General features: G+C 70.6%; 12 protein-coding genes, 1 tRNA gene and 2 pseudogenes. 10 read left to right on the top strand and 5 right to left on the bottom strand.

Annotated features, from left to right (window positions below):
* Window positions 1-88 precede the first annotated feature (88 nt).
* A complete protein-coding gene (locus OG521_23180) occupies window positions 89-1,129 on the top strand; it encodes a questin oxidase family protein (GenBank protein ID WUW23519.1) in 1,041 nt (346 codons plus the stop codon).
* 31 nt (window positions 1,130-1,160) lie between these two features.
* Here OG521_23180 and OG521_23175 read toward each other — a convergent pair whose 3' ends face one another.
* The gene (locus tag OG521_23175) at window positions 1,161-1,943 is read right to left on the bottom strand and encodes a dioxygenase (GenBank protein WUW23518.1); all 783 of its coding nucleotides are present in this window, start codon (window positions 1,941-1,943) and stop codon (window positions 1,161-1,163) included.
* A 135-nt stretch (window positions 1,944-2,078) separates the two neighbouring features.
* Here OG521_23175 and OG521_23170 point away from each other — a divergent pair, with 135 nt between their 5' ends.
* The gene (locus OG521_23170) at window positions 2,079-2,594 is read left to right on the top strand and encodes a MarR family transcriptional regulator (GenBank protein ID WUW23517.1); all 516 of its coding nucleotides are present in this window, start codon (window positions 2,079-2,081) and stop codon (window positions 2,592-2,594) included.
* A gap of 120 nt (window positions 2,595-2,714) precedes the next feature.
* Here OG521_23170 and OG521_23165 read toward each other — a convergent pair whose 3' ends face one another.
* Both OG521_23165 and OG521_23160 read right to left on the bottom strand, forming a co-directional pair.
* On the bottom strand, window positions 2,715-4,244 hold the full coding sequence (locus tag OG521_23165; GenBank protein ID WUW23516.1) for an MFS transporter: 1,530 nt from the start codon (window positions 4,242-4,244) through the stop codon (window positions 2,715-2,717).
* Between the two features lie 206 nt (window positions 4,245-4,450).
* Window positions 4,451-5,113: a TetR/AcrR family transcriptional regulator gene (locus OG521_23160; GenBank protein WUW23515.1), complete on the bottom strand. Its 663-nt coding sequence runs from the start codon at window positions 5,111-5,113 to the stop codon at window positions 4,451-4,453.
* A gap of 271 nt (window positions 5,114-5,384) precedes the next feature.
* On the opposite strand from OG521_23160, the gene OG521_23155 reads away from it, so the two are divergent.
* Entirely contained in the window at window positions 5,385-6,662 is a 1,278-nt protein-coding gene (locus OG521_23155; protein WUW23514.1) for a M6 family metalloprotease domain-containing protein, read from the top strand.
* Here OG521_23155 and OG521_23150 read toward each other — a convergent pair whose 3' ends face one another.
* Entirely contained in the window at window positions 6,663-8,366 is a 1,704-nt protein-coding gene (locus OG521_23150; GenBank protein WUW23513.1) for an acyl--CoA ligase, read from the bottom strand.
* Window positions 8,367-8,745: 379 nt separating this feature from the next.
* Between OG521_23150 and OG521_23145 the strand changes: the two genes are divergently transcribed.
* From OG521_23145 to OG521_23135, 3 genes are all read left to right on the top strand, one after another.
* A complete protein-coding gene (locus tag OG521_23145) occupies window positions 8,746-9,579 on the top strand; it encodes a helix-turn-helix domain-containing protein (GenBank protein ID WUW23512.1) in 834 nt (277 codons plus the stop codon).
* Between the two features lie 128 nt (window positions 9,580-9,707).
* Window positions 9,708-10,331 carry a glyoxalase gene (locus OG521_23140; protein ID WUW23511.1) on the top strand — a complete coding sequence of 208 codons (624 nt, stop codon included), beginning with the start codon at window positions 9,708-9,710 and terminating at the stop codon, window positions 10,329-10,331.
* A gap of 112 nt (window positions 10,332-10,443) precedes the next feature.
* Window positions 10,444-10,516 (top strand) — tRNA-Arg (locus OG521_23135).
* Window positions 10,517-10,587: 71 nt separating this feature from the next.
* Here the strand turns inward: OG521_23135 and OG521_23130 are convergent.
* Window positions 10,588-10,848: pseudogene (locus tag OG521_23130) on the bottom strand (tyrosine-type recombinase/integrase).
* Window positions 10,849-11,021: 173 nt separating this feature from the next.
* Here OG521_23130 and OG521_23125 point away from each other — a divergent pair.
* The 4 genes and pseudogenes from OG521_23125 to OG521_23110 all read left to right on the top strand — a co-directional run bounded on the left by OG521_23125 (window position 11,022) and on the right by OG521_23110 (window position 13,522).
* The gene (locus OG521_23125) at window positions 11,022-11,243 is read left to right on the top strand and encodes a hypothetical protein (GenBank protein WUW23510.1); all 222 of its coding nucleotides are present in this window, start codon (window positions 11,022-11,024) and stop codon (window positions 11,241-11,243) included.
* A gap of 81 nt (window positions 11,244-11,324) precedes the next feature.
* A pseudogene (locus tag OG521_23120) lies at window positions 11,325-11,552 on the top strand (hypothetical protein).
* 538 nt (window positions 11,553-12,090) lie between these two features.
* Window positions 12,091-12,372, top strand: a complete 282-nt coding sequence (locus OG521_23115) for a hypothetical protein (GenBank protein ID WUW23509.1) — start codon at window positions 12,091-12,093, stop codon at window positions 12,370-12,372.
* 214 nt (window positions 12,373-12,586) lie between these two features.
* Complete coding sequence (locus OG521_23110; protein WUW23508.1) at window positions 12,587-13,522, top strand: GNAT family N-acetyltransferase; 936 nt, start codon at window positions 12,587-12,589, stop codon at window positions 13,520-13,522.
* Window positions 13,523-13,844: the final 322 nt, after the last annotated feature.

Raw genomic sequence — 13,844 nt, 5'->3', positions numbered from 1 at the left:
ACGGGACCGCAGACCTAGTCCCGCGACGGCCGCGCACGGGACCGCAGCCCGTTACCGGACGCCGTCGCGGTGCCTAGCGTGGCTCCGTATGGACCTCACGGCAGCCACCGCGCCCGACACCTCAGGAACCCTCGACGAAGCACTGGAACGACTGCACGCCTTCGGCCCCGAGCGGGGCGGCTGGCTGAGCAATCACGCCCCGATGGCCGTGGAGGCGCTGGTGCGCCACGGCCAGGCACCCGGGGTGCACCGCTGGCTCGACCACTACCGGGCGAAGCTGGAGGACATGCCGGACCGGGTCGCCGAGGTGACCCCTTCGAGCTGGCCGGAGGCGCTGGGCGACCCGCGGCGCATGGCCGACTGGACGGCCTACTTCGTGCGCGAGACGGCCGGCCGGCCCTGGCGCGAGGTGCTCGCCGAGTGGTGGCCGCGGCTGCTGCCCGGCATCGCGGCGGGCGCCACGCACCCGGTGATCCGTGTCGGCCACAGCGTGCGCACCCTGCTGGACGCCGAGGAGAACGCGCCCCGCGTCACCGAACTGGCCCATGCGCTCGGCTACTGGGCGGCCCGCCATCAGCCGCTGCCGTCGCTGTCCGCACTCGCCCCGGCGGCCGACGCCGCGGCCGCCCTGGACGCCGTGGTGCCCGTGCCCGAGCAGAGCGGCGGCATCCGGGACCGGCTGGGACAGCTGACCGCGTTCCCGGCGTGGCCGGAACAGCCCGTGGCCGGCCCCGAGGCCGCCCGCGCCCGGCTGACGGAGCTGGTTCGGGCCGCCACCCATCGTTACGCGACGTACGGATACGGCGAGCCGATCATGCTGGTGCACGCCGCCACCGCGCCCAACGCCGTGCTGCGCACGCTGCCCGCGCTCCCGCGCGAGCTGTGGGCGCCGAGCCTGGACGCGGCCTGGGCGGCGAGCGCGGCGGTCACCGCCGCCTACTCACCGGCACGGCCCGCCGATCCCGCGCCCGTGCCCGCCGGGCTGTCCCCCGAGGAGGTCTTCGCGCGGGCTGCCGCCCATGGCGACGACCACACCATCAAGTTCACCGACACCGCGCTGGACATCGGCGACGCGACCGCGCTGGCCGCCGCGCTCCGCTCGGTCGAGCTGAACCCGCCGGCTCTCTGACCGCCCCGCACCGCCCCGCCCCTCTCCTGCCTCAGCCGAACTGCACCGAGCGCTTGGCCAGCCCCATCCAGAACCCGTCGATCACGCTGCGCCCCTGCCCCAGCTCCTGCTCCGCGGCGCCGAGCGTGACGAAGAGGGGGGCGAAGTGCTCGGTGCGGGGGTGGGCGAGCCGGCCGGCCGGGGACTTGTGCTCGAAGTCCAGCAGCGCGTCGATGTCCTGCGCCTGGAGTGCGCGGTGCCCCCAGTCGTCGAACTCCGCCGACCAGCCGGGCACGCCGCCGCCCGTATGCCGCAGCGCGGCCAGGTTGTGCGTGAAGAAGCCGCTGCCGACGATCAGGACGCCCTCGTCGCGCAGCGGCGCGAGCTTGCGCCCGATGTCCATCAGCTTCTGCGGGTCGAGCGTCGGCATGGAGATCTGCAGCACCGGGATGTCGGCCTCGGGGAACATCTCCACCAGCGGGACGTACGCCCCGTGGTCGAGGCCCCGGTCGGGGATGTCCTGGACCGGCGTACCGGCGCCGCGCAGCAGCTTGCGGACGCTGTCGGCCAGCTGCGGGGCCCCGGGGGCGCCGTACCGCACCTGGTAGTAGTGCTCGGGGAAGCCCCAGAAGTCGTAGACCAGCGGGATCGTCTCGGTGGCGCCGAGCGCGAGCGGCGCCTCCTCCCAGTGGGCGGACACCATGAGGACGGCGGTGGGGCGCGGGAGACCGGCGGACCAGGCCGCGAGCTCACCCGGCCAGACCGGATCGTCGGCCAGCGGCGGTGCGCCGTGGGAGAGATAGAGGGCGGGCATGCGCTCCGCGGTGACTGTCATGACACTCCCCATCCACTGCTGATCGAGGTAAGTCTTCTACCGGGACCTTCAGAAGGAACAGTTCTTTAATCTTCAAGTTCCTACGTTCGGAGACCTTAGCTCTATCTTGTTCAACTTTCAAGAAAAGGTCGTACAGTGGAGTACATGACCACGGCATCCACAAGTGAGCAGACGCGTTGGCTCACCGACGAAGAACAGCGCGTCTGGCGTGCGTACCTCCACGCCACCACGCTGCTGGAGGATCATCTCGACCGCCAGTTGCAACGCGATGCCGGTATGCCGCACATCTACTACGGACTGCTCGTCCAGCTCTCCCAGGCACCCCGCCGTCAGAAGCGGATGACCGAACTGGCCAAGGACGCCAAGATCACCCGCTCCCGGCTCTCGCACGCCGTCGCCCGGCTGGAGAAGAGCGGCTGGGTGCGGCGCGAGGACTGCCCGTCCGACAAGCGCGGCCAGAACGCGGTCCTCACGGACGAGGGGTACGCGATGCTCCGCCGCTCGGCCCCGGGCCACGTCAGTGCCGTACGCCAGGCGATGTTCGACCGGCTCACCGCCGAGCAGGTGCACTCGCTCGGCGAGATCATGCAGGTCATGGCGGCCGGACTGCAGCCGGAGGGCACGGACGCGGACCTCCCCTGGCTCCGCTGACACCACCGCACCACGGCCTCCGCCCCCTGCCCGAACGCGCCTCTGCCCCGGTTCAGTCGAACGGAACCGGGGCAGAGTTCGCTTCGCACCGCGTCACGGCACGCCGCGCGCGCGAGGGGGTCAGTGCGCGACGACAGGCACCTTGAACTCGTCCTCGACGGCGTCGGCGGAACCGGTGCCCCCGGACGCCGTGGTCGTCGACGACGGACGGCCGGCGTTGATGAAGGTCCCCGCGATCGCGGCGGCCACCACCAGGATGCCGACGGCCCACCAGATGGCGCCGGTGAAGCCGTGCACCATCGACTGGAGCTTCAGCAGCTCCGGGTCGGTGGCACCGAGCGCGGCGTGCGAGGTGGCGTACGCCGTGGCGGCGGAGGCGGCGATGGTGTTGAGCAGCGCCGTGCCGATCGCACCGCCGACCTGCTGCGAGGTGTTGACCATCGCGGAGGCGACACCGGCGTCACGCGGCTCGATGCCGTGCGTGGCCAGCGACATGGCGGGCATGAACGCCGTGCCCATACCCAGACCCAGCAGCAGCTGACCGGGCAGGATGACCGCCGCGTAGGACGAGTCGATCTCCAGCTGCGTGAGCAGCAGCATGCCGACACCCGCGGTCAGGAAGCCGGGCGCCATCAGCATGCGGGCCGGGACCCGCGTCATCAGCCGGGCGCCGATCTGCGTCGAGCCGGTGATCATGCCGACGATCATCGGCATGAAGGCGAAGCCCGTCTTGATCGGCGAGTAGCCCTTGACGACCTGGAGGTAGTACGTGAGGAAGAGGAACAGGCCGAACATCGCGATGATGGCCAGACCCAGGGAGAGGTAGACGCCACCGCGGTTGCGGTCCATCACGACGCGCAGCGGGAGCAGCGGCGACTTGACCTTGGCCTCGACCAGGACGAACGCCAGCAGCAGGACGGCGGAGGCGACGAACGTACCGATGGTCAGCGCGTCCGACCAGCCGCTGGACTCGGCGCGGGTGAATCCGTACACCAGCGAGACCAGACCCAGCGCGGACAGGACGACGCCCGGGATGTCGAGCGACGAACGGTTGCGGCTGCCGGCCGGCTCACGGATGACGAAGTACGCACCGGCGGCGGCGACGATCGCGAACGGGATGTTGACGAAGAACGTCCAGCGCCAGTTCAGCGTCTGGGTGAGCAGACCGCCGAGGATCAGACCGACGGCGCCACCGCCACCGGCGATCGCACCGTAGATGCCGAACGCCTTGGCGCGCTCCTTGGCATCGGTGAACATCACCGCGAGCAGCGACAGGGCCGCCGGGGCGAGCAGCGCGCCGAACACGCCCTGGAGAGCGCGGGAGCCGAACAGCATGCCCTGGTTCTGCGCCGCGCCGCCGAGTGCGGAGGCCAGCGCGAAGCCGATCAGGCCGACGACGAAGGTGCGCTTGCGGCCCCAGAGGTCGGCGATCCGGCCTCCGAAGAGCAGCAGTCCGCCGAAGGCGAGGGCGTAGGCGGTGATGACCCACTGCTTGTTGGCATCGGTGATGCCGAGGTCGGTCTGCGCGTGCGGGAGCGCGATGTTCACGATGGTGGCGTCGAGCACGACCATCAACTGGGCGAGGGCGATGAACGCCAGCGCCTTCCAGCGACTGGGGTCCGGGAGTCGGATATCAGCTGTTTTTGACATGGGAGTAGCCACCTAAGGACGCGCGAGGGCGCGCGGGGTCGTGAACCGTGAATTCGGTGAAGGCCGGACGGAAGCGGGGGGTCGGGCTCCGACGGGAGGTCAGAGGCCGGAGATGAGAGGTCGCAGGGGCATGGAGGCAGAAGGAGGGAGTGGCCGAGGCGTGACGGACACGCGGCCGGGCGCCGTTCGGGAACCCGGCGCGGTGGTCAGCTCCGGCGCCGCAGATCCTCCAAGGTCGCCGCCGTTCCGGGCAGGACGGACCGGGCCGGGGCCTCCAGTCCGTCCAGGAACAGCTGGATGTGGCGATGGGTGAACCGGTCGATGTTCGGGCAGGCGATGCCGGGCAGCGGCCGGGTGAGCTGGGAGAGGACGACCAGTACGTCACCGACGGCGATGTCGGTACGCAGGCGCCCCGCGGACATGGCGCGCCCGACGAGCCCTTCGACGGCCTCTTCGAGGCGCCGGCGCTCGGCGAGCAGTTCGGGATGGTCCTTGTCGAAGCCGCCGGACAGCATGGGGCACAGGGCCCCGATCCGTTCGTCGGCCGCCGCGTGCACGAAGCGGCTGAGCGCGACGAAGGGGTCGGACTCCTCCGTCGCGGCCTCCTCGGCGCGGTCGGTGGTGCGGGAGGTGACCGCGAGGACGACCTCATGGGTCAGGGCGGCCCGGTCCGGGAAGTTCCGGTAGAGGGTGGCGTTGCCGACACCTGCGCGGCGGGCGACCTCGTCGAGCGGCACATCGGGCCCGAACTCGACGAACATCTCGCGCGCGGCCGTCACGATCCGCTCCCGGTTGCGCAGCGCGTCGGCCCTCGGCCGGGGCGTACGCGGCTGCGCGGTGCCGGTTGCGGTACGGGTGACGGTGTCCACGGCGGCGCTCCTTCTTCTCCTGCGTCAGTAAGTGCGGCACCCCTTCGACGTAACCGGGGACCGCTTCCCCGTTTCGCGGGGACACCGGTGCAAACGGGGAAATGATCCCCGCTTATTTCCCGCCTCAATGTGACCTGAGTCACACCCCTGGAAATCCGCCGAAAACCCACCGATCGGCGCACCCAACGCGCGGGTCCGCACCGCCCGGCCGAGGCTGATCGACAGAGCGCAGTCAGGGTCGGCCGACTGCCGCGGACCCGAAGGCGCCTCTATGCAGCAGCCCCGCCACCGGATACGCAAGCACCGTCGTCCGGTAGCCCTCGGCGCGGCAACAGCCCTGGTCATCGCAGCTCTGGCCTCGGCCAGCAGCACCCTCCCCCTGCCGAGCCGGGCCTCCGCAGGACCGATGACCACCGCCCGGTCGGCCGGTCTCGCCCCGTGCCGGATATCGGCGACCATGGGGGTGCAGATGTCGGAGGGCATGCCCACCCAGCCCGGCTACGCCCGTTCCACCGGTCAGGTCCACGCGCTGAACCTGATGATCGACTTCCCGGACGCGCCGGGGAAGGAACCGGCGATGGACCGGCTCGCGGAGTTCTTCCCGCAGACCACGGACTGGTTCCGCACCAGTTCCTACGGCCGGCTCACCTATGTGCCGGAGGCCCCGGTGAAGACGTGGCTGCGGATGCCGTTGCCGTTCTCGGAGTACGGGATCGAGCGCGGATCACCGTACGAACCCGGCTACCGCCACCTCGTCCAGGACATCGTCGCCGCCGCCGACCCGAAGGTGGACTTCAGCGCGTACGACCTGGTGAACATCCTGGTCACCCCGAACGCCGGCCCCTCGGCCCTGGACACCGTGCTGTCCGTGACGTTCTCGGGCAACGACGACGCCCCCTACGCGGACGGGGTGCCGCTCTCCAACACCTCGTTCGTCTACAGCCGCCAGGACGACGGCTCGGGCTCGTACGCCCAGACCGGCTACCGCGTCCTGCCGCACGAGAACGGCCACGTCTTCGGCCTCCCCGACCTCTACACGATGGAGGGCGGCGGCTCCGTCGGGCACTGGGACATCATGTCGGAGGACTGGGGCGCCAACAACGACCTGCTGGGCTGGCACAAGTGGAAGCTCGGCTGGCTCGACAACAGCCAGATCAGCTGCGCCGCGCAGTCCGGCACCAGCGACCACGTACTGGAACCGCTGGCCACCCACGGCGGCACCAAGCTGGCGTTCGTCCCGCTGACGGCGGAGTCCGGCTACGCGGTCGAGGTGCGGACCCAGGCCGGCAACGACCAGGAGGTCTGCCGGCCCGGCGTGCTGATCTACAAGGTGAGCTCGGACGTCGACACCGGCCAGGGGCCCGTGTCGGTCACGGACAGCACCAAGGACAGCAGCGGCTGCACCCGGCTGCCCAACGTGCACGCCGAGCTCTCCGACGCCCCGTTCCAGCCCGGCCAGACCTATGACGACCGGGCCAACGGCATCAGCATCTCGGTGGTCGACAAGGACGCCAAGGGGAACTACCGGGTACGGATCACCCGCCCCTGATCACCCGCCCCCGGCCGCTCCCAGCTCGCGCTCCACCGGCCCGCGCAGCTCGCGCTTGAGGATCTTCCCGGTGGCGTTGCGGGGCAGCGGCCGGTCGGACAGCAGCACATGGGCGGGCACCTTGAACGCGGCCAGGCTGCGCCCCACGTGCTGCCGCAGCTCCTCGGCCGTGGCACCGGCGCCGGGGCGGAGCCGGACGACCGCGGCGACCTCCTCGCCGAGCACCGGATGGGCCACCCCCAGCACGGCCGCGTCCTCCACGTCCGGATGGTCGTGCAGCACGGACTCGACCTCGACGCAGTACACGTTCTCGCCGCCGCGGATGACCATGTCCTTGATCCGGTCGACGACACTGACCCGCCCGTCCCGGACCACCGCCAGGTCTCCGGTACGGAACCAGCCGCCGCTGAACGCCTGCGCGGTGGCCTCCTCGTCCCGCCAGTAGCCGCGGACCAGCGCCTGGCCGCGCAGCCACAGCTCCCCGACCTCTCCCTCGGGCAGCGCCTCCCCCGCCGGACCGGAGATCCGCACCTCGGTGCTCGGCGTCGGGCGGCCGACACTGCCCGGATGGGTCCGGTACTCGGCGCCGAAGTTCGCCAGGACGCCGCCACTGGTCTCGGTCAGCCCGTAGCCGTTGCGCGGCTCGATCCGCTCCCCGAACCGGGCGGTCAGCCGGCCGACCAGGTCGGCCGGTGCGGCCGCCCCGCCGGTGTTGAGCATCTGGAGGCTCTCCAGCCCGTCCCCCGCGCCGGCGGCCGCGGTGAGCAGCTGGAGCGCGGTCGCCGGCACCCCGGCGTAGTGGGTGACGCGGTGTTCCCGGATCAGCCGCAGCGCCTCGTCCGCGTCCCACTTCCGCATCAGGACCAGGGCGCCGCCCGCGGACATCGCGGCATAGAGGCCGGTGAACGCGGCGACGTGGAAGAACGGAAACGTCAGCAGGGTGACGGGAGCGGGCCCCTGCCCCGGAATGACCCCCCGGGCCAGCGCGGAGGCCGCCGCGTGGAACCGCGGATTGCGCGCGGCGCCCGCCTGGGCGAGCTGCGTGGCGACGGCCCCCTTGGGCCGGCCGGTGGTGCCGGAGGTGTAGATGATCGTCGCGTCGTCCTCGGGCCTGATCTCCACCTCGGGCGGCGCGGCGTACGGATCGGGCTCGGGCAGATCCTCGTACCACTCGACGCCCGCACCGGGCTCCCGGCCGTCCGCCTCCGCGCCGGAGGGCTGCCGGAGGTCCCCGCCATGGAAGACGACCACCCGCGCCCCGGCGCTCCGGGCCCAGCCGACGACCCTCGGCAGCCGTTCCCCGTCTACGAGGAGCACCCGCGGCCCGGAGTCGTCGAGCGCGTACGTGAACTCGTCCTCGGTCCACCAGGCGTTGAGCGGGACGGCGACCAGCCCGGCCAGCTGGGCGGCCCAGAACGCGATCTGCCACTCGGGATGGTTGCGCATCGCGATCACGGCCCGGTCGCCCGGGCGGAGCCCGTGCACCTCGCTCAGCCGGCACGCGAGGGCGGAGGCGGCGGCGAAGAACTCCCCGTACGTGTAGCTGCGCTCCTCCGCGACCAGGAACGGCTGGTCCCCGAACGCCCAGGTGGTCTCCACGAACTCCCGGAGGGTCCGGGGCCCGTCCGCGTACACGAGCTGCCCCGCCTCCGGCCCGTCCTCGGCCCGCACGACAGCGAACGGACCGCCGGGCCCGGTCAGCACGGAGGGGACGGGTGCGGGCGGTGCGGACGTGGGTGGAGTGGACGTGGGCGGAGTGGACGTGGGCGGAGTGGACGTGGGCAGAGTGGACGTGGGCAGAGTGGACGGGGGTGGAGTGGACGGGGTCGGATCGGTGTGCGGCACGAGCGACCTCTCTAAGCGCTTGCTCAGGGCTTTCGCGACGCTATGCCCGCACCCGCCCCCCGTCAAGGGATCACCGAGCCACCCGGCCCGTTTCCACGTACGACGGGATCCGGGAGAAACTGGCCACGGGGTGCCGGTGGCCGCGTGACGCGCAACGGAGCGCGTGTCCAGGTGTCAGCAGACGTCCGAGGGGCGTGGAGTCACGTCCCCCGTTGCCGAGCGACACCCTGGAGAACGCATGCCCCAACCCCCCGAGCCCACCTCTCCGCCTCCCCCTTCCTCCTCCCCCGCCCCCACCCTGATCGGCTCCGTACAACGAGCCCTGCGCCTGATGGAAGCGGCGGCGGACCACCCGCAGGGCGCCACGGCGAAACAGCTGGCCCGCCGCGCCGATCTGCCGCTGAGCACGACGTACCACCTGCTGCGCACCCTGGTGCACGAGCACTATCTGCGCCGCGATCAGGGCCTGTACGTGCCGGGGGACGCCGCCTGCACACTCACCCGCACCAGCGCCCGGGCCGCCGCCGACCTCCCGCACTGGCTGACCGAGGTGGCGCGGGACCTGGACGCCGCGGCCTACTACGCGCTCTATCTGGACGGTGAGGTCCGGCTCACGCACGCCGTGGACGGCCCGTCGCACTCGGGCGTCGAGGAGTGGGCCCCCTTCGGCGCGTCCGCCCACGCGCACGCCATCGGCCTGTGCCTGCTGGCACAGCTCGACGACGCCCCCCGCCGGGACCACCTGGACCGCCATCCACCGCTGCCGCTGACCCGGAACACGGTGACGGACCGGGACCTCGTGCTCAGTCGGCTGGCCCGTATCCGGAGGGCGGATCCGGTGCTGGAGACGGAGGAGTACGCCCTGGGTACGGTCTGTGCCGCCGTGCCCATCACGATCGGCGCGGTGCCCTCGGCCATCGCGATCTCGCTCCCACTGAGCGAGGCGCACCGCCTGCACGCCACCGCGCAGCGGCTCAAGGCACGGAGCGAACGGACGCTGACGTCGTTCTCGTTCACGGTGAACGCAGACCCGGCCCCAGCCCCGGCCCCGGCCCCGGACTCACCGGCCTGACCCCCACGCCCCCGCTCACACTCCCCCGCCCTCTCCCTCTCACCCTCCCTCTCCCCCTGACCTGCGGCGACCGAACCGGTCAGGAATCGAGAAGCACCCGCACCCGCCCCGTCACTAGCGTGAAGCGCATGAACTCCATCGAATCCCTCACCCTCGAGGTGGCCGACACGACGGCCGCCAACCGCTTCTACACCGCCTTCGGCCTGAGCACCCAGGTACTCCTGCGCGCCTCGGACGCACCCACCACCGGATTCCGCGGCTTCTCGCTGTCCCTCACGGTGTCCCAGCCGGCCGACGTCCGCGGCTTCGTCGACGCCGCAGTGGCCGCCGGCGCCACAGCGCTGAAGCCCGTCTCGAAGTCCTTCTGGGGCTACGGCGGCGTCGTCCAGGCCCCGGACGGCACGATCTGGAAGATCGCGACGTCGACGAAGAAGGACACCGCCCCGGCCACCGGCCACATCGACCAGCTGGTGCTCCTGCTGGGAGTCTCGAACATGACCGCCACCAAGCGGTTCTACGTCGACCGCGGCTTCACGGTGGCGAAGAGCTTCGGCAGCAAGTACGTCGAGTTCGACACCGGGGACAGCCCCGTCAAGCTGGCCCTCTACGGCCGCCGCGCCCTCGCCAAGGACGTCGGCGTCCCCATCGACGGCACCGGCTCGCACCGCCTCGCGATCACCTGCGCCACCGACGCCTTCACGGACCCGGACGGCTTCGGCTGGGAGGCCGCGTCCCTGGCATCCACCTCCTGACCGGGAACCCGTCTCCGCAGGTCACCCGGCCTGCGGAGCCCGCCGACCCGGCCATGCGCCTTATGGGGGCGCACCCTCGAAGCGCGATCCGCTAGGCTGTCAGCGCCCAGTTGCCTTCGTAGCTCAGGGGATAGAGCACCGCTCTCCTAAAGCGGGTGTCGCAGGTTCGAATCCTGCCGGGGGCACAAGCGAAAAGACCCCGGACCGATCATGGTCCGGGGTCTTTGACATCTACAGCTGACCTCAACGGCGGCGGTCACTCACGACCGGGCCGCCTCTTGAGCAGTCTGTCCATGTGGCTGATTGCCTCGCGCCGGGTGTCCTGGACAACGTGCGTGTACACGTCCATCGTGATGCCGATCTGGCTGTGGCCGAGGATCTCCGTCACGACACGAGGAGCCACCCCGGCCGCAGTCAGGATCGTGGCACAGCCGTGCCGGGCATCGTGCAGGCGGATAACCCGGAGGCCGGCGGATTCGGCAACGCGAGTGAACGAGCGGTAGACGTTCCGCGGCTCCCCCATGGGCTGCCGGACTCGCAGGAAGCTCAATGGGCCATGATCACTCGCCCCACGGAAGATGCCCTCCAATGCCCTGGAGTCGACCTCGTGACCACGAGTATCAGCCTGTTCCAACGGCTCCCGGGCGCCTACCCTCAGAGGGTGATAGCAGGGATTCGAGGGGGAGGTAAGTGACGGGCTTTCTGTTCTGGGTCATAGGTAGCTTCTTCTTCTTGCTGGGGTTGTTCTGCCTCTTCGTCGCCGTCCTGATGTTCTCAAGTTGGCGGCAAGGCATAAAACGTGCGCCAGCCTGGAAGTTCCTGCTGTGGACGTTCGCAGGGATCGGCTCCGAAGGGCTCATGGTGGTCTTCTACACATGCAAGCCGTGCGGTGCTGTCCGCGCCGGGCAGTGACTCAGCCCGCGTGGTCGCCACCGACGTGCCAGAGGGCGTTGTGACGGGAGCCGAGGTGGAGGCGTCTCCACCTCTGGCGGTGAAGCGAGGTCACAGGTTCCGATGTGGCGCGAGGGGCTGGCCGGGACGGCACTGTCGGTGGACTACCAGCGCATCCTGGCCGCGATCGATGATCGGATCCGTCTCGGTCAAGGGCCGCTGACCTGTCAGGAGATGGCCACCGCGTTCGGCCTGGACGTGCTGCCTGCCAAGGTGGAGGGGCTGCGGTCGAAGGCGAAACGCCTGGTCTCGCGGGACTGGCTGGCCGAGGGTGTCGACCACCAGTTCCGCATCCCGCCCGGCACCGGCAGCGGCCGGACCACAGAGCACTCCGCATCCGTCATGTCCGAGGGATACCGCCGAACACGCTCCGGGTGGCCGGCCGCATTCCCGAACCGGTGACCGACACAATCACACGACAGAGCAGCCGAGTTGAACCCCACCGGCGCGAGCACGCACAAATGCGGCAACAGGGTCTCCCGGATCTCGGCCGGCTTCGCAACCCCGAGCTACCAAGAGGCCCTGCCTTCACGCCCACAGCCGACCGCGATCACCCGAACGAGACTCCCGTTCGACGCCCACCCCTCACGATCGGAACGACAACAGCTACTTGGCCGCCTGGTCGGTCAGTGGGACGGAGATGCCGTCGCGCCCGGCGGTCCGATCGGCATCGGTCTGTTCATCCTCATCGAAGGTGGCGGTTTCGGGTTCTCGGCGAGTAAGTCCGAGCCCGCGCCTGAGCCGCGATGCGTGTGCATCGCCACGATCGTTCCGTTTACAGAACGTTCTGTTTATGGAACGCTAGTCGGTGCACGCGGTGCTGAGGGACCGTGTGCAGAACGCGGCTGCGGAGTCGGAGGTGTATCGCATCCGCATCCAGAGCGGGGCGGTGCAGTGCTCGGCTCATGTGCCGTGCGCGGAGGAGCACTTGCTGGTCTTCAGCGGCACGGCGCGGGTCGGTCCCGCCTCCGCCCCGTTCGAGGTGAGCCCGGGCAGCCACGCACGGTGGGCGGCGGATGTACCGCATCAGTACGAGGCGGTGGGGAGTGATGTGGAGGGGGTGTTGGTGGTGCGCTACCCGGTGGAATGAGACCCCTACGCCACACCACCCGACGCCAGGCCACGACCACCGGCGATCGGTCGTGGGTTCCACCGCCGCGGCAGGAGATCGACAGTACCCAGTCGGGCAGGCCCCGATCCGGTGGTCGATTCGGCAAGGACAGGAGCAGCCGGGCGTGCCGGTGCCGGGTGGCGATTCCATGCAAAGCCAGCTACGTCATCGAGAGACAGGATGATCCCAGTACATGCATATACGTATAGCGCGCCCAGACGAACTACCTTCCCTCGTCGAGCACTCCGGCCAGCCCGAGCGCAACGCCGGGACGGCCGCCTACCTCACCGACCTCCTGGCCAAGAAGTGCACCCGGCCAGAGTGGTGTCTGGTCGCGGAGGACGAAGCCGGTCGGCTCACCGCGGCCACCGCACTATGGACCCTTCCCGGGAACGACATCCCGATGGCCCTGGTGCTCCTTGAGACACCGTGGGACGAGCCCGGCCTGGCCACCGGCCTGGCACTGCTGGCGGAGGCCGCCGCCTTGGCCGACTCGCTCGGCGCCACGGAGCTGGAGCACGTCACGGACTCGCCGACGCAGCCGCCGCAGTACCAGGCGGAGCCGGAACGGCGCACCGAGCTTCTCCGTCTGGCGGGCTTCGAGCACGCCCGTGACGGTCGCCGCTTCCGCCGTCGCACCGGGGCTGAACTCACCTCGCATGATGACCGATTGACCTGGCATTCGCTGCCCAGTCTGGGCCGTGAGCCGTTCATCGCTCTCCTCGCCGAGGCGATTCCGACCAGTGCCGACGCCCAACTCGCCGCCAGGGTCGCCCGGCATGGCGCCCGGCGTGCCGCGGAGAGCCTCTTCGCGGACATGGAGGAGTTCTCCCACGATCCCTCCTGGTGGGAACTCGGCTACGCTCCGGACGGCACGCCGGCCGCTCTCAGCCTCCCCGCCCGAAACCCCTCGATCGCGGTGATCGGCCTGGTGGCTGTATCTCCCGCCTGCCGCGGCAACGGCTACGCGACGGCGGTGGTGGCCCGCGGCACGCGGCTGTTGGTCGAAGCGGGCGCAGAGGAGATCCGCGGCGACTGCGACGCGGCCAACACGGCGATGATCATGGCTTTCGAACGGGCGGGCTACGAGAACTTCGCCGACCGCCAGGAGTTCACCCGCCGGTTGTGAGCGGGGGCTGCTCCCGCGCCGTAACGCATGCTGAGTGGCACCTCCCCACCCCAGTTGGTAGGGCTGGACGAGGGTGCTCTGGTGCCCGGCCCCGCCGACATGGTCAGGGCGCCAATAGTGTCGCGGAACTCATGCCCCCCGCGCGCCCCGTGTTCCTCGGTCTCGCGGGCCGTCCGGAGCTCCGGGAGATCGCCGGAGGATGGGCGCACCGCGAGGACATCCATACCGCCGGCACGGACAACCGGCCGGCCGACGTCATCCTGATCCGCGCGGATGCCCATATCGCCTGGGCCTGCACCCGTTGGTGCATCCTGCGACACGC

It is taken from the genome of Streptomyces sp. NBC_01463, from assembly GCA_036227345.1.
Classification (GTDB): domain Bacteria; phylum Actinomycetota; class Actinomycetes; order Streptomycetales; family Streptomycetaceae; genus Streptomyces.
Note: the sequence above shows the minus strand (reverse complement) of the source record. Positions and strands in the feature narration are given on the sequence as shown.